Here is a 14061-nt window from a genome sequence, read left to right as displayed (position 1 = left end):
AAGCTCGGCGCTTCCGCTGCGGAGTGGCTCATGGTCGACGCGATCGCCGCCAGCACACTGCATTTGCCGCCAGGCCCGTGGTCCACGGTGCTGGAAGCGTTGTGCGCGCAGTTCCCGCAGATCGGACGCGAGCGCTGGGAGGCCCGGTTTGCGCGCGGACGCGTGCTCGACGCGGCGGGTACGCCACTGGGCGCGGAGGCACCGTATCGGGTCGGGCTGTGCGTGCGCTACTTCCGCGAGGTGGAGGAGGAGCGCGCCATTCCTTTCCGCGAAACGCTGCTGCATGCCGACGCGCATCTGGTCGTGGTCGACAAGCCGCATTTTCTTCCGGTGACGCCTGCCGGCGGCTTCGTGCAGGAGACGGTGCTGGCGCGCCTTGTGCGCAAGCTGGGCAATGCCGATCTCGTACCACTGCATCGCATCGACCGTCACACCGCCGGCCTGGTGCTGTTTTCAGCGGATCCATCCAGCCGTTCCGCCTATCAATCGCTGTTTCGCGAGCGACGCATCGACAAAGGCTATGAAGCCTGGGCGCCGGCGTTGCCGGAGCAAGTCTTTCCCCTCGTGCGCCGCACGCGCATCGAGGCGGGCGAGCCGTTCTTTCGCATGCATGAAGGGGCGGGGGCGGCCAATAGCGAAACACGCATCGACGTGCTGGAGCGCGCAGGGAGCCGTTGGCGCTATGGCCTGCGGCCGGTGACAGGCAGGAAGCACCAGTTGCGCGTGCACATGGCCGCCCTTGGCGCGCCCATCCTGCACGATCCTTTCTATCCCGTCCTGGCGGAGCCTGCGCCGGACGATCCCGCGCGTCCGCTGCAACTGCTGGCCAAACGCCTGTCGTTCGTCGATCCGTTGAGCGGCAGGGCGCGGGAATTCGTCAGCGAACTGGAGCTGTTGCGATTGGATTGAGTGACGTGTGCCCGCGCCCGCCCACGGGGCGCGGCAGGCCGCTAAAATGCCCGGCCAACTCCAGGACCGATGCCCGTGAAGCCCGCTGCGTTTCTTTCCTTTGCCGACGATGCAGCGCTTGACGCCTTGTTCGTTCCATTCGAAACAGGGGTGCTGCAGCTTCCCGCCGATGGCCGCGTGTTGTTCCTGCGTGCGAGGGACGGTTTCCGACTGCGTGAAATGGCGCAGCCTGGCTGGGAATGCGATCAGACCTTCCGGCCCTTCGCCGATGCCTTGCAGCACAGCGGCCTGGTGCTCACCGACTCCGCGAGCGAGGAACGCTTTCCCTGCGTGCTGCTGCTGCCTCCGCGCCAGCGCGACGAGGCGCGTGCACTGTTCGCGCGCGCCATCCAGCACTGTGCTCCCGGCGGCGTCGTGCTGGCAGCCGTGCCGAATGCCGAAGGGGCGAAATCGGCCGAACGCGACCTGGAGCAACTGGCCGGCCCGTTGCAACAGCTGTCCAAGCACAAGTGCCGCGTGTTCTGGACGTCCGGCGCGCATGCGCAGGTTGATGAAACGCTGCTGGCTGCATGGCTGTTGCTTGACGAACCGCAGCGCAATGACGCCGGCTACATGAGCCGTCCCGGCCTGTTTGCCTGGGATCGCGTGGATACCGCGTCGGCGCTGCTGGCGGCGCATCTCCCGGCGGACCTGGCGGGCCGCGTCGCCGACCTGGGCGCGGGCTACGGGTATCTTTCGTCACAGTTGCTGGCACGGTGCCCGGGGGTCACGGCCATCGACCTGTATGAGGCGGAAGCTCGCGCGCTGGAACCCGCGCGGCTCAATCTCGCGCAGGCACAACACGACGCCGGCAGGACCATTGAGGTTGCCTTGCATTGGCACGACGTCGCACAGGGCGTCGCTGGCCAGTACGACGCCATCGTGAGCAACCCGCCGTTCCATCAGGGACGCGCCGATCTGCCGGAACTCGGGCGCGCATTCATCCGCACGGCTGCCGACGCATTGTTGCCTCATGGCCGCCTGTGGCTGGTGGCGAACCGGCACCTGCCTTATGAGGCCACGCTGGCTGCGCGCTTTGATCGGGTGCGCACCGTCGTCACGCAGGAAGGATTCAAAGTCATTGAAGCTCGTGGAGTACGCGCATGAAACTGGTGAAGCTGATCGGCAACCTCGGCTACGGCAGCCGCAAGGAGGTGGCATTGATGTTCCGCGAGGGGCGCATTACCGATCCGGATGGCGAGGTGCTTTACGCCGACGACAAGGTCGCGCATGAGCACATCCGCATCGATGGCGAGCCTCTCGATCCGCCGACCGGCCTGGCGCTGATGATGCACAAGCCGCTGGGCGCCACCTGTTCGCGCAAGGATCAGGGCCGCGTGGTCTACGACCTGTTGCCGCCGCGCTATCGCGTGCGCGATCCGGCGCTGTCCACGGTGGGACGCCTGGATCGCGACACCTCGGGCCTGCTGCTTTTCACCGACGATGGCGCGCTGCTGCACCGGATCATTTCGCCGCGCGCGAACGTTGCCAAGGTCTACGAGGCGACCCTCGCACACGACCTGCGTGGCGACGAAGGCGAGGTATTCGCCAGCGGCACGATGATGCTCGAATCGGAGAAGGAGCCGCTGGCTCCGGCGAAGCTCGAGGTACTCGACACCCGTCGCGCACGACTCACGTTGACCGAAGGGCGTTATCACCAGGTGCGTCGCATGTTCGCGGCCGTCGGCAATCACGTGGAAACGCTGGCGCGTCGATCAGTGGGCGGACTTGAACTGGGCGATCTCGCGCCGGGTCAGTGGCGCGCGCTGGAGAAGGACGACATCGCGCGCATCTTCATGCAAGAGACTGGCAACTGAGCTTGCGGGAACGTATCAGCCGAACTGCTGTTCGCGGCGACGCGCGAGTTCATCTTCCCTGCGCGATTGCGCGCCCGGTTGCCAGGAGACCAGCCTGAAGCCGGCATCGTCCTGCTTGGTGTTCTTGTGTGCGTCCTGCGTGCCCCGATGGGGAAGCATCCCTGCTACCAGCTGCATTCCGCGCTCGATGGCGGAACGTGCGAGAAGCATGTGCATTTCTGATTTACTCCGGGCTGCCCCTGCGCAGCCGCTGGAGCGCATATAAGCACCTTCACCCGTAATACACAAATGCCAATTCGCACTGAATTTTGCCGTAAGTTTTACGAAAGTCCGGTGATCTCTTCACGAAGGTGAAGAGCATTTTCGCGTTGCGTCGCTGTGCTGGCTTGCAACGCAGCCGCGGGACGCCGATATAGCGATTTAGACGCCTTTTCTCATAGAGAAATCTCACCAATCATGCGATCACTCCGGTTCGACAACGCCTACGTTCGCGAGCTTCCCGGCGACACCGAACAAGGCCCGCGGCAGCGGCGGGTGCTGGGTGCGCTGTATTCGCTGGTCCGGCCTACGCCTGTTGCAGCGCCGCATGTCGTCGCATGGTCCGCCGAGATGGCGCGTACACTGGGCTGGGATGAGGCGGACGTCACCAGTCCGTCGTTTGCCCAGGTTTTTGCCGGTAATACGCTTCTGGATGGCATGCAGCCCTATGCAGCGAACTACGGTGGCCATCAGTTCGGCGTGTGGGCGGACCAACTGGGCGACGGGCGAGCCATCACGCTCGGTGAGACGATCGATGCAAAAGGACACCGCTGGGACCTGCAACTGAAAGGCGCGGGCAGGACGCCGTATTCGCGTGGCGCCGATGGCCGCGCCGTGCTGCGCTCCTCCATTCGAGAGTTCCTGTGCAGCGAAGCTATGCATCACCTGGGCGTGCCCACCACGCGTGCGCTGAGTCTGGTCGTCACCGGCGATTCGGTAGTGCGCGATATGTTCTATGACGGTCACCCGCAGGAAGAGCCGGGCGCGATCGTCTGCCGCGTGGCACCGTCCTTCATCCGCTTCGGCAACTTCGAGTTGCCGGCGGCGCGCGGCGATGTTGCGCTGCTGAAAACATTGGTCGATTTCACCATCGCGCGCGACTTCCCCGCGCTGCAGGGCGCGGGCGAAGCGTTGTACGCGCAATGGTTTGCGCAAGTGTGCGAGCGCACCGCGGTAATGGTGGCGCACTGGATGCGCGTGGGCTTCGTGCACGGCGTGATGAACACCGACAACATGTCCATTCTCGGCCTCACCATCGACTATGGCCCGTATGGATGGATCGACAACTTCGATCTGGAATGGACGCCCAACACCACCGATGCAGGTCGCAAGCGCTATCGGTTCGGCCAGCAGCCGAACGTGGCGTGGTGGAACCTGAGCCGTCTCGCGATGGCCTTGTCGCCGCTGTTTTCCGGCGTTGAACCCCTGCAGGCCGGTCTCGACCGCTACGCCGATGTCTACGCGGCTACCGATCGCGAGCATGTCGCCGCCAAGCTCGGCCTGTCGTCATGCCGCGACGAGGACGCGGAACTGATGCGTGCACTGCACAGCCTGCTGGCCGAAGCGGACGTCGACATGACGCTGTTCTTCAGGGCGCTGGCTGATGTCGATCCCGCGCAGCCGTCGCTGGCGCCGCTGCGCGATGCGTTCTACGACGAAGCGAAACGCCTGGCTCATGAGGCTGGCTTCGTGGCGTGGTTGCAGCGCTATGCGGCGCGCGTGCGGGAAGATTCCCTGTCGCCCGAACAGCGTCGCGCCCGCATGCATGCCGCCAATCCGTGCTACGTGCTGCGCAATTATCTCGCGCAGGAAGCCATCGATCGCGCGGCGCAGGGCGACTACGCCGGCATCCATGAGCTTCTGGACGTCATGCGCCAGCCGTACGCAGACCAGCCGGGGCGCGAGCGCTTTGCGCAAAAGCGCCCGGACTGGGCGATGCACAAGGCAGGCTGTTCCATGCTGTCGTGCAGTTCCTGACCGATCAGCCCAGCGCGCCCGCCAGGAACTGACGAAGCTGCGCGGGATTGAGCGCACCTGCTTGGCGAGCCACCTCGCGCCCGTTCCTGAGCACCAGCAGCGTGGGAATGGAGCGGATACCAAAACGCTGCGCCAGCGCAGGCTGTGCTTCGGTGTCCACCTTGGCGAGCCGAAGCTGGGGCTCCAGCGACCGCGCGGCTTCTTCGTAAACCGGCGCGAATTGCCGGCACGGGCCGCACCACGGCGCCCAGAAGTCCACCACCACCGGCAGATCGCCACGGGCCGCGACCGCGTCAAAGGTGGCCGTGGTGAGCTCGGCGGGCTTGCCAGCGAACAAGGGTTGTTTGCAGCGCCCGCACACCGGGTTGTCGGCTAGTCGATCGGCAGGTACGCGATTGAGCGCGGCGCAGTGGGGGCAGGGGATTTCCCGCAGGGTGGACATGGCTGGCCTCGATGACCAAGACTCGATGTCGCGTCAGATGGTGTTGACGAGGCCGGTAAACAAGAGGAACGCGAGCGCATGGTCGAGGCGAAGGCGTTGTCGGCGGCACAGGGCCTGGCTCTGCTCGCTGGCGCCTGCTGGACAGCGCCCAACACGTTGCTTGGCCTGTTGTTGGGCGTGGCGTGCCTGCCGTGGGGCGCACGCGCCGAGTGGCGCTGCGACGAGCGTGCGCTGGCATTCCGGTGCATGCCGCGGGTTGGCGTGGGTGGCGCGCTCACGCTGGGCAACGTCATCCTCTACACCGGCGTGCGCCTTGACGAGCCATGCCTCACGTATGCGCATCGCGCAGGTCAGTGTGCGCATCCGGCCATCTCACTGGCCGATCACGAGCGGGCCCACGTGTACCAATACATGGCATTGGGTCCGCTGTTTCTCCCGCTGTACCTGCTGCATGGAGGCGTGAGCGTGCGCAATCGCTTCGAGCGTGCGGCGGATCGTTACGCGCTGTGCGGGAAAGGATGGTGGCCGTGGTCCGGTTGAGGCACGTGGTGCTTACTTCGTGCCCCAGCGCTTGCGCAGGTTGAGCGCTTCGGCGGCATAGCCCATGAGGCAGCCCGGCTTCACCACGACCCCATAGAACAACAGGTACAGCACCACGCCCAACGCGTTGTGTCGCACGGTGAGCCCTTGCTCGCGGAACATGCGCGACTGGATCAGGTACACCTGATAGCTCACCAGCGCGGCGGGCGGCAGGGCCAGCAGCGTCATCGGTCCGGCCAGCCAGTAGATGCCGAAGCAGGCGAGCACCACGCCAGGCAAGAAGGCCAGGGCGTAGACCATGTCGATATAAGGGAACAGCAGGTTCCACCAGATGAACAGCGTGCTGAGCCGGCGATGGAACAACAAATGGCCGTGCACCTGGAACGCTTCAAGCAGTCCCCGCGTCCAGCGCTGGCGTTGGCGCAGGAACTGGCCCAGTGTTTCCGGCGCGTTGGTAAAAGCGATGGCGTCTTCGCCGTAACCCACGCGATGCCCATCGCGCAGGATCGCCCAGGTGAGCACGATGTCTTCGCCGACGCTGTCCGGCCAGCCGCCAACGGCACGCAGGATGTCCGTGCGATAAAGCGAGAACGCACCTTGCGCCACCAGCGTGCCCTGGAACATGCTCTGCAGGCGCTTCACCGCGGACATGCCCAGGAAGTAGTCCCACTCCTGCATGCGCGTCAAAGGATTCCTGCGCGAATTGCGCACCAGCACGGCACCGGCGACGGCAGCCGTGTTCGGCGGATCGCTGAGATAACGTTCCACCAGCCTGCGCAACGCGTTGCGGAACAGACAGCTGTCCGCATCCAGCGTGACGGTAAGCGGATAGCTGGCGTAACGCAGCCCGACGTTAAGTGCCTTGGCTTTGCCGCCGTTGCATTTGAGGTCGATGATTTGCAGCCACGGATAAGATGCGCTGCGCAGACGTGCCATGGTTTCGTCGGTAGAACCGTCATTGACGACAAGTACTTCGAGCGACGCGGGATATTCCTGCGCATCGATGCTGGCGAGTGTGTCGAGGATGGAATCCTGTTCGTTGTAAGCGGCGATAAGCAGCGTGATGCCGGGAAAGTGATGATCGGCGAAGCACGCGCGCGGCGGTCGGCGATCCATCAGCAGGCCGACCATGAGAAACACGTTCATGCAGCCGGGAAGGGTGGCGATGCCCAACACCAGCAGGTGCGCACCCACGTCGCCCATGGCGATGGACAGCGGCTGGATCCAGCTGCGGCTCAATGCATACGACGCCACGCCCCAGCCAATGGCCAGCAGCAGCGTCAGGGCGAACTTGAAGCGGACGGAGACGTAGTGCCAGCGATGCACGCGACTGTCGTTGGCTGCCGCGGAGGGCAGCGGATACGGGCGAGACGGGACCGATTTCGCCAGCCAGTCGTGGGCATGGATGTTCATGGTCGCGCCCGCCTTGGCCGGTACGCGGCGATTGGCACGCAGAGGGTCGTCGCGGGCGTTGTCCCGGTTCGTTGATGGAGGCGTTCGGCCCCTGTTTCTTGACGCCCTGTCTGCATGGCTGCGTGTCTTTCCCCTGCCTGGGAAAGTCGTCGCAAGAGCCGTGCCATCAGCTCCCAGATGTCCGTTTTCTTCCGGAAGCGCCGCTGGGCAAGGCCCGGACGCTTGAGGCCGGAAAACCTCGGCGCGTGGGCTTGGTGGGAAGGCGCCCCGTGACGTCACTGCATGACAAAAAACGCCGCGGTCTGGCCGCGGCGTTTGGTGTCATGACGGGTTTCAGCCTCCGCTGTTCCCTTGGTTGCCGGGCGGCTTCGGCGGCGGTTTCTGGCCGCCATGGCTGCCGCCGTGATTGCCCCCTTGCGGTGGTCGATTGCCCTGGCTGGGCGGTCGTGCGCCTGGGCTTGGCGATGGGCGGTTGCCAGCGTCGGGCTGGTGTCCCTGGCCCGGTGGCGGTCGATTGCCTTGGTTCGGCGGTGGCCGGTTACCTGGATTCGAAGGGGGGCGGTTTCCCTGCGGTGGCGGTCGATTGCCCGAAGGCGGCGGAGGGCGATGTCCCTGGTTCGGCGGCGGCCGATGGGCTGGCGGCGGAGGAGGACGATGGCCCGGATTCGGCGGCGGCCGGTAGCCCGGATGCCAGCCCGGCGGACGCGGCGGCGGGCGCGGCGCGTATGGACGGCCATACCAGTAATCGCGGTTCCGATAGAACGGCCGGTTGCGGTAGTAATTGTCCCAGTACAGGCCGATGGAGAACGCGACGATCGGCACGCCGATGCGCGCGCCGTAATCGGCCACGATCACCGGCTGGCTCTGGTAGGTGTATTGCACGAACGTGCCGGCCACCCAGCCGCGCGTGCCCATGGTGACCACATCGCACCATGTCCAACCCGTAATGCAGCCCTGGATGGCGACGGGCGTGCCCGCGGGCAATTGCGCGATGGGCGGGTAGCCGACGTCGGGGCCGGCGTAGAGATCGACGTAAGCCGTCACGACGCCGTTCACCACCTGCGCCGATGCCGTACCGGCAAAGCCGAACACAAGCAGCACAGCACATAGAAAGCGTTTCATCGAGGCATCTCCCAGTATGCGCATCGATGAGACTGCCCGCTGTGCGAAGGCATTGTCAAAAGAGGAGCATGCCGAACGGCTTCCCTTCAGCAAGATCGCAGGATCACGCGATGGCCGCCGTCAGCTGGTCCTGGACGTCGTTGATCGAGTGGCGAATGCGCTGGCTGAAGATTGAATCTTCGTGATGGATCAGCACGAGTCGTTCGGTGGCACGCGTCATGGCGACGTACAGCAGGCGAGCCTCATCGGCCTCGCTCTTGCCGGGCTTGGGCAGCGAGCCGAGGCCCGGGATGATCACCAGCGGAAACTCCAGGCCCTTGCTGGCATGCATGGTCACGAGTTTCACGGTGTCATCCACCACGAACAGGGCACGGCTGCCATTGCCTTCGGCCAGGCGGCTTGGAATGCCGGCGCGCTGCAAGGCCTCGTGCAGCTTCTCGCCTTCCCAGCTGTTGCGAAAGATCACCGCCATGTCAGACAAGCGCCGTCCATGCGCGTGCTCGTCGCGCAGTCGCTGGATGATCGCGGGCAGTTGGTCTTCCTGCTGCTCCACGCGGATCAGCTCGGGCAGTGCACCACGACGACCGCTGCTCTGCGGCGCAATCAAGGGCACGCTGTCTTCGTCTTCCCGTCGTTCGACCAGCAGCTCCTGCGCAAAACCGCGCGCTACCGAGAGGATTTCCAGCGTGTTGCGGTAGTTGAGCTTGAGGATGGTGGTGCGACCCTGCGCCTGCACGCCCAGGCTCTTCCAGCTGATGCGCTTGCGGCTGGCTTGGCCATAGATGTTCTGCGCGTCGTCGTACAGCACCAGCAGGGAGTTGGTGTTGGGGTCGATCATCTGCACGATCAGCCGGTACCACTCGGGCTCGAAGTCGTGGCCTTCGTCGACCAGCACGGCGCCGTACTGGAAGCGCGGAATCTGCCCGCCATCCACGCCGGCGATCACCGCGGGCGGCAGTTCCTCGGCCTCGTGCGGGCCTTCTGCCGGCAGCGGCACGTGGTAGGCCGTGAGCATGCTGCGGCACCAGGTGTGGAAGTTGTACACCTGCACCTTGTCGCTCAGGCCGCGCTCGCCCATCAGCTGTTCCAGCCGCGCGGCGAGCGTCTTGTTGTAGCAGAGCACCAGGATGGGCTTGGACAGCGAGCGCGCCAGTTCCATCGCGCGAAAGCCCAGGATCATGGTCTTGCCGGAACCGGCGACGCCGTGAATGATGCGATGTTCATCGCCCAGTGAGCGCGCCAGCATTTCCTGCTGCGCATCCATCACCTTGATCAGGTCGGGGATGGCCACCTTGGCGCCCGCAGCTTTTTCCTGTGACGCGAACAGGCCGAACTGGCCTTCACCGGCCTCCACGCGGATCTCGGGGAACAGGTGCCAGCGCACGCGATCGATCTGCGGCAGCGTGAGCGTGGTGGGGAAGATCTGCGGGAACATTGCCCACAGGCGCTCCTGCAGCGCCTCCGCTTCCACCGACTCGTACATCTCGTCCTGGCAGATCACCAGGTGCGAGGGAAGCACGCCGTCCAGTTCGCCGGCATCGAACTGCTTGCGGCTGATGTTGGCCAGCACCACGCCATGGCCCAGCGGCATCTGCAGCCTGCCTGCATAGGCGTGGCCGGGCGGATAGACCAGCGCGGGATCGCGCGCCAGTTCCTTGTGGATTTCGTTGGCGCAGTCGCGTGCCTGCATCAGCGGGTTGTGTTCCTTCACGCTGCTGCTGCCGGTGAGCAGGGTGAACAGCGTGCGGTCCGCCTGCTGGATGGTGCCGGGCTTCCAGTCCTTGACCTCCAGCACCAGCAGGCCGCGGCGCGGGTGGAACACGATGAAGTCGGGCTGTCGCTGGCGTGGACCCACCGGCACGTCGTACCAGACCAGGTAGTCGTCCTCGAGCTTCTGTTCCAGGCGTTCGGAAACGCGCTTCTCGCCGCTGGTCATGCGCGACAGGCCACTGTTTCGGGATGGAATGAGGGTTGCCATCGTGGCCCTTGGGTTTTCCGATCCGGCGACGTTAGCGAAACGGCACAGGCTGTCAATCTCACGGGACGTGCGCCCTCGGATTTTCTCCAAGACGGCGCTTGACTACCGGCGTAAGGTCGGAGGGGTCAAACGCAACGGAGCCCTGCGATGAGTAGTCATGCCAAGCCGGTCGTGCACGAAATGTTTCCCTACCTGCGGGTGCGCGACGCCAACGCGGCGATCGCCTACTACCAGCAGGCCTTCGGTGCCCGGCTGCGACTGCGGCTGGACGAGGCGGGCACCGGCCGCGTGGGGCACGCCGAGCTGGAACTGGGCCCGGCCGTGCTGATGGTGTCCGATGAATATCCTGAGCACGGCATCGTGGGACCGCAGAGCATCGGCGGCACCAGCGTGTCGATCCATCTGCATGTGGACAACGCCGACAACGCACTGGCGCGCGCCGTGGAGGCCGGCGGTGAACTCGTGCGGCCGGCCACCGATGCCTTCTATGGCGAACGCGGTGGCACCGTGCGCGATCCGTTCGGCCATGAGTGGCTGATCGGGCACAGCATCGAGAAGGTGAGCCCCGAGGACATGCAGCGTCGTTACGACGCGCTCATGGCCGGGAGCTGAAAGCGGGCCATTGCTGCAGCGTGTCGCTGGCCACGCCGACGCGTGCACACGCCCGGCTGGCAATGCCGTCGTGCAGGGCTGCACCAAAGATCGGCGCCACCGACCACAATGCCCGTGCGGCAAGCCTTGCCTGGGCGCGCTGCAGCGGCGTGCGCTGCAGCAGCGATTCGGCCCAGGCGGGCAGCAGCGCAGCGCCCGCCTGCAGGAACACGTCGCGCGACAAGCCGGCCACCGGCACCGGCAGGCGCACGCGCGAGAGCACGTCGAGCACTTCGCGCGAGCGTGCGCTGAAATGGAGTTCCTGCTGCACGCCGTGGAAATACGCCGCAATGTCGCTTTCCGACGCGGGTACATCGCGTGCGCCCAGCGCTTCGGCCACGCGCCGTGCTTCGTCGTAGTAACGATCCGCCGCACCGGCGGGCAGGCGGTGATGGCTGTAGCGCCGATAGCCCTGCAAAAAACTGTATGCCTCCGTCACGTGCACCCAGGTGAGCAGGTGCGGGTCGTCCGCCGAGTAGGGACGTCCATCTTCCGCCGTGCCGCGCACCTGTGCATGGATGCCCTTCACGCGTTCGATCAGCTTCTGCGCCTGTTCGCGCGGCGCGTAGGTGGTGCCGCTCACGAACGACGTCGTGCGTCGCAAGCGACCGACCAGGTCCTCGCGGAAGTTGGAGTGATCCCAGACGCCTGCCAGTGCAAGTGGGTGCACGGTCTGCAGCATAAGCGCAGCGAGGCCGCCGGCGAGCATGCCGGGAAAGTCCGCATGCACGCGCCACGTGGCGCTTTGAGGGCCAAACAGGCCGGGATCGCCGACGGGATGATCGTAGTCGACATGGCCGCCGCCACCGCGCGGGAACGCACTCAATACCCAGCGGCGGATCGGCTCGCGCGCGGGCAGGGCGAGAAGTTTCCATGGCGTTCGCATGCACCGAGTGTATCGCTTGGTTTCAATTGCATCCTTTGCATGCGCGAAATGCCTGTGTTATCTCTACCGACCATGACCTTCCCAACCGCCCGCCAGTATTTTTGGTTTTACGGCTATCCGATGCCGCTGGCGGAGGGTGGGTCGCGACTGTCTTGAGACACGACACAGATCCCACAAGGCCGCCAGCCACCACTGGCGGCCTTTTTTATGGCCGCGAGTGGAAACCCCCACAAGGAGACCACCGTGAACCCCTCCACCGATGACCTGCGCATCCGCGCCATCACCACGCTCAGCACACCCGCCGAGGTGATGCGCGATTTTCCGCTGAGCGCACGTGCGGCACACGCCGTGAGCGCCTCGCGTCAGGCCATGCATCGCATTCTCAGCGGCAATGACGATCGGCTTGCCGTGGTCATCGGGCCGTGCTCGATCCACGACACGAAAGCCGCGCTGGAATACGCCGCACGCCTCGCCACGCAGCGCGAACGCCACGCCGGCGAGCTGGAGATCGTGATGCGCGTGTATTTCGAGAAGCCACGCACCACCGTGGGCTGGAAGGGGCTCATCAACGATCCGGATCTGGACGGCAGCTTCCACATCGACAAGGGCCTGCGGCTGGCGCGCGGCCTGCTGCGCGACATCAACGAGCTGGGCGTGCCGGCCGGCTGCGAATTCCTCGACATGATCACGCCGCAATACATCGCCGACCTGGTGGCGTGGGGGGCGATCGGTGCACGCACGACGGAGAGCCAGGTGCATCGAGAGCTTGCGTCGGGGCTGTCGTGCCCGGTCGGCTTCAAGAACGGCACGGATGGCAACGTGAAGATTGCCGTGGACGCCGTGCAGGCGGCCTCGCAGCCGCATCACTTCATGGCGGTGACCAAAGACGGCCAGACGGCCGTTGCGGCGACCACGGGCAACGAGGATTGCCACGTCATCCTGCGCGGCGGCAAGACACCCAACTACGACGCGGCCAGCGTGGACGCCGCCTGCCGCGCCATTGCCGCAGCGGGACTTGGCAGCCGCGTGATGATCGACGCTAGCCACGCCAACAGTTCCAAACAGCCGGAAAACCAGCCTCGCGTGGTGGATGACATCGCCACGCAGCTGTCGTGCGGCGAGCAGCGCATCGTTGGCGTGATGGTGGAAAGCCATCTTGTCGGCGGTCGACAGGAGCTGTCGCCAGGACAGCCGCTGCGCTATGGGCAGAGCATCACGGATGGCTGCATCGACTGGGACACCACCGTCGGCGTGCTGGATCGCCTTGCCCGGTCGGTACGAGCGCGCCGTGCCGCCACGCGGCAGCCGGTGCGTCTCGCTGCGGGTTGCTAATGCATGCCTTCGCGGCTTGGCGCCGTGGGATCGGCGGCTAGAGTGAGTGTTGCCACCTGCAACGCGCTTTCGCGTGACATCGCGGCCACCGAGCCACTTCCGTGTTGCGTGGCGTAGACGTTGTCCTCGTCCAGTGTGGTGCGCATGATGCCGTCTCGGCGATACGCGGCATCCGCCATGGCGGCAAGGCTGTCGGCCTCGCGAAAGAACAACTGGCCGGTGTGCACGACCTGTCCGCCGCGGTAGTGCCCATCTTCCATCTGGCCGCCCACATGCAGCTTGAGATGGATGTGATTGCAGCGGCCGGCGTAGTAACCGGGAAAGATCGTGTCGAATGACAGTTGCCCGCGCGAATCAGCCAGCTGCACGCCGCGCAGGAAGGTGAGCGTGTCGGTGGCTTCGCTCTTTGGCGGCATGCCAGGCCTCGCGCCATGCATGCCAGGCGGCAGACCGGGCGGCATGCCTTCCGGTGGCGGTCCCGGTGGTCGTCCCCCGGCTGATGGGCCGACGCCGGCCGGGCCCGCGGACATTCGCGTGAATCCGGAATACAGCCCTTGCGCGTCGCAGTGCCAGATCTCAAGCGCGCTGCCGCTCAACGGGCGACAGGTACGGCTGTCCAGCACTTCGAAGCGCAATGCCAACGGCAAGCCCGGCTTGCCTTCGGTGATGTCCCGTCGCAGCAACGCCCGATCGAGGTAGTACGGACCTTCGGTTTGCTCGGGGCTCAACACGCAGGCCGCGCGCCCGTCAGGCAGGGCGCGTGCAATCCGCGACAGAGGCAGCGTAGCGAGGCTGCCGAGGCAAAGTTGCAGGAAGCGACGTCGATTCCGGAAGGTTTTCACTCAGCGTTCCAGGGCGGGAGGCCTGTCATCGAACGCGTGTGGACACGCGGGGATGACAGGCGATCTGCACCCGT

The 14061-nt window shown here is 65.5% G+C and carries 14 protein-coding genes; 7 read left to right on the top strand and 7 right to left on the bottom strand.

Going from position 1 to position 14061, the window contains the following annotated elements; genetic code table 11:
• Nucleotides 1-30: 30 nt before the first annotated feature.
• The 3 genes from VFG49_RS16385 (at nt 31) to VFG49_RS16375 (ending at nt 2765) form a co-directional block, all read left to right on the top strand.
• Nucleotides 31-909 carry a pseudouridine synthase gene (locus VFG49_RS16385; protein WP_324862464.1) on the top strand — a complete coding sequence of 293 codons (879 nt, stop codon included), beginning with the start codon at nt 31-33 and terminating at the stop codon, nt 907-909.
• A gap of 69 nt (nt 910-978) precedes the next feature.
• The gene (locus VFG49_RS16380) at nt 979-2055 is read left to right on the top strand and encodes a class I SAM-dependent methyltransferase (protein WP_414649161.1); all 1077 of its coding nucleotides are present in this window, start codon (nt 979-981) and stop codon (nt 2053-2055) included.
• On the top strand, nt 2052-2765 hold the full coding sequence (locus tag VFG49_RS16375) for a 16S rRNA pseudouridine(516) synthase (RefSeq protein WP_324862460.1): 714 nt from the start codon (nt 2052-2054) through the stop codon (nt 2763-2765). Before VFG49_RS16380 ends, VFG49_RS16375 begins: the two co-directional genes overlap by 4 nt.
• Before the next feature lie 15 nt (nt 2766-2780).
• Here the strand turns inward: VFG49_RS16375 and VFG49_RS16370 are convergent, their stop codons facing one another.
• Nucleotides 2781-2975 (bottom strand): hypothetical protein, encoded by a 195-nt coding sequence (locus VFG49_RS16370; RefSeq protein ID WP_324862458.1) that lies wholly within the window; start codon nt 2973-2975, stop codon nt 2781-2783.
• Between the two features lie 246 nt (nt 2976-3221).
• On the opposite strand from VFG49_RS16370, the gene VFG49_RS16365 reads away from it, so the two are divergent.
• Entirely contained in the window at nt 3222-4781 is a 1560-nt protein-coding gene (locus tag VFG49_RS16365) for a protein adenylyltransferase SelO (RefSeq protein ID WP_324862456.1), read from the top strand.
• Between the two features lie 4 nt (nt 4782-4785).
• Here VFG49_RS16365 and trxC read toward each other — a convergent pair whose 3' ends face one another.
• Nucleotides 4786-5223: a thioredoxin TrxC gene (gene trxC / locus VFG49_RS16360; protein WP_324862454.1), complete on the bottom strand. Its 438-nt coding sequence runs from the start codon at nt 5221-5223 to the stop codon at nt 4786-4788.
• Nucleotides 5224-5301: 78 nt separating this feature from the next.
• On the opposite strand from trxC, the gene VFG49_RS16355 reads away from it, so the two are divergent.
• On the top strand, nt 5302-5763 hold the full coding sequence (locus VFG49_RS16355; protein WP_324862452.1) for a hypothetical protein: 462 nt from the start codon (nt 5302-5304) through the stop codon (nt 5761-5763).
• A gap of 12 nt (nt 5764-5775) precedes the next feature.
• Here VFG49_RS16355 and VFG49_RS16350 read toward each other — a convergent pair whose 3' ends face one another.
• The 3 genes from VFG49_RS16350 to VFG49_RS16340 form a co-directional block, all read right to left on the bottom strand.
• Nucleotides 5776-7176, bottom strand: coding sequence for a glycosyltransferase (locus tag VFG49_RS16350; RefSeq protein ID WP_324862450.1), 1401 nt, complete (start codon nt 7174-7176; stop codon nt 5776-5778).
• Nucleotides 7177-7509: 333 nt separating this feature from the next.
• Nucleotides 7510-8298 carry an SH3 domain-containing protein gene (locus VFG49_RS16345; RefSeq protein ID WP_324862448.1) on the bottom strand — a complete coding sequence of 263 codons (789 nt, stop codon included), beginning with the start codon at nt 8296-8298 and terminating at the stop codon, nt 7510-7512.
• 103 nt (nt 8299-8401) lie between these two features.
• Nucleotides 8402-10276: a 3'-5' exonuclease gene (locus VFG49_RS16340; RefSeq protein WP_324862446.1), complete on the bottom strand. Its 1875-nt coding sequence runs from the start codon at nt 10274-10276 to the stop codon at nt 8402-8404.
• Between the two features lie 147 nt (nt 10277-10423).
• Between VFG49_RS16340 and VFG49_RS16335 the strand changes: the two genes are divergently transcribed.
• The gene (locus VFG49_RS16335; protein ID WP_324862444.1) at nt 10424-10888 is read left to right on the top strand and encodes a VOC family protein; all 465 of its coding nucleotides are present in this window, start codon (nt 10424-10426) and stop codon (nt 10886-10888) included.
• Here the strand turns inward: VFG49_RS16335 and VFG49_RS16330 are convergent.
• Nucleotides 10872-11813, bottom strand: a complete 942-nt coding sequence (locus VFG49_RS16330; protein WP_324862442.1) for an oxygenase MpaB family protein — start codon at nt 11811-11813, stop codon at nt 10872-10874. The genes VFG49_RS16335 and VFG49_RS16330 overlap by 17 nt on opposite strands.
• Nucleotides 11814-12056: 243 nt before the next feature.
• Here VFG49_RS16330 and VFG49_RS16325 point away from each other — a divergent pair, with 243 nt between their 5' ends.
• Nucleotides 12057-13145: a 3-deoxy-7-phosphoheptulonate synthase gene (locus VFG49_RS16325; protein ID WP_324862439.1), complete on the top strand. Its 1089-nt coding sequence runs from the start codon at nt 12057-12059 to the stop codon at nt 13143-13145.
• Here VFG49_RS16325 and VFG49_RS16320 read toward each other — a convergent pair.
• On the bottom strand, nt 13142-13987 hold the full coding sequence (locus VFG49_RS16320) for an intradiol ring-cleavage dioxygenase (RefSeq protein ID WP_324862438.1): 846 nt from the start codon (nt 13985-13987) through the stop codon (nt 13142-13144). The two genes, VFG49_RS16325 and VFG49_RS16320, sit on opposite strands and share 4 nt — an antisense overlap.
• Nucleotides 13988-14061: the final 74 nt, after the last annotated feature.

The organism is Dyella sp. (genome assembly GCF_035685885.1).
Classification (GTDB): domain Bacteria; phylum Pseudomonadota; class Gammaproteobacteria; order Xanthomonadales; family Rhodanobacteraceae; genus Dyella.
The sequence above is the reverse complement of the archived record's forward strand: the minus strand, read 5'-3'. Positions and strand labels throughout refer to the sequence as shown.

Excerpts from the sequence above, each read along its gene's own strand:
- VFG49_RS16385 (WP_324862464.1), top strand. The coding sequence starts at position 31 with ATGGTCGACGCGATCGCCGCCAGCACACTGCATTTGCCGCCAGGCCCG.
- VFG49_RS16380 (WP_414649161.1), top strand. The coding sequence starts at position 979 with ATGCCCGTGAAGCCCGCTGCGTTTCTTTCCTTTGCCGACGATGCAGCG.
- VFG49_RS16375 (WP_324862460.1), top strand. The coding sequence starts at position 2,052 with ATGAAACTGGTGAAGCTGATCGGCAACCTCGGCTACGGCAGCCGCAAG.
- VFG49_RS16370 (WP_324862458.1), bottom strand. The coding sequence starts at position 2,975 with ATGCTTCTCGCACGTTCCGCCATCGAGCGCGGAATGCAGCTGGTAGCA.
- VFG49_RS16365 (WP_324862456.1), top strand. The coding sequence starts at position 3,222 with ATGCGATCACTCCGGTTCGACAACGCCTACGTTCGCGAGCTTCCCGGC.
- trxC (WP_324862454.1), bottom strand. The coding sequence starts at position 5,223 with ATGTCCACCCTGCGGGAAATCCCCTGCCCCCACTGCGCCGCGCTCAAT.
- VFG49_RS16355 (WP_324862452.1), top strand. The coding sequence starts at position 5,302 with ATGGTCGAGGCGAAGGCGTTGTCGGCGGCACAGGGCCTGGCTCTGCTC.
- VFG49_RS16350 (WP_324862450.1), bottom strand. The coding sequence starts at position 7,176 with ATGAACATCCATGCCCACGACTGGCTGGCGAAATCGGTCCCGTCTCGC.
- VFG49_RS16345 (WP_324862448.1), bottom strand. The coding sequence starts at position 8,298 with ATGAAACGCTTTCTATGTGCTGTGCTGCTTGTGTTCGGCTTTGCCGGT.
- VFG49_RS16340 (WP_324862446.1), bottom strand. The coding sequence starts at position 10,276 with ATGGCAACCCTCATTCCATCCCGAAACAGTGGCCTGTCGCGCATGACC.
- VFG49_RS16335 (WP_324862444.1), top strand. The coding sequence starts at position 10,424 with ATGAGTAGTCATGCCAAGCCGGTCGTGCACGAAATGTTTCCCTACCTG.
- VFG49_RS16330 (WP_324862442.1), bottom strand. The coding sequence starts at position 11,813 with ATGCGAACGCCATGGAAACTTCTCGCCCTGCCCGCGCGCGAGCCGATC.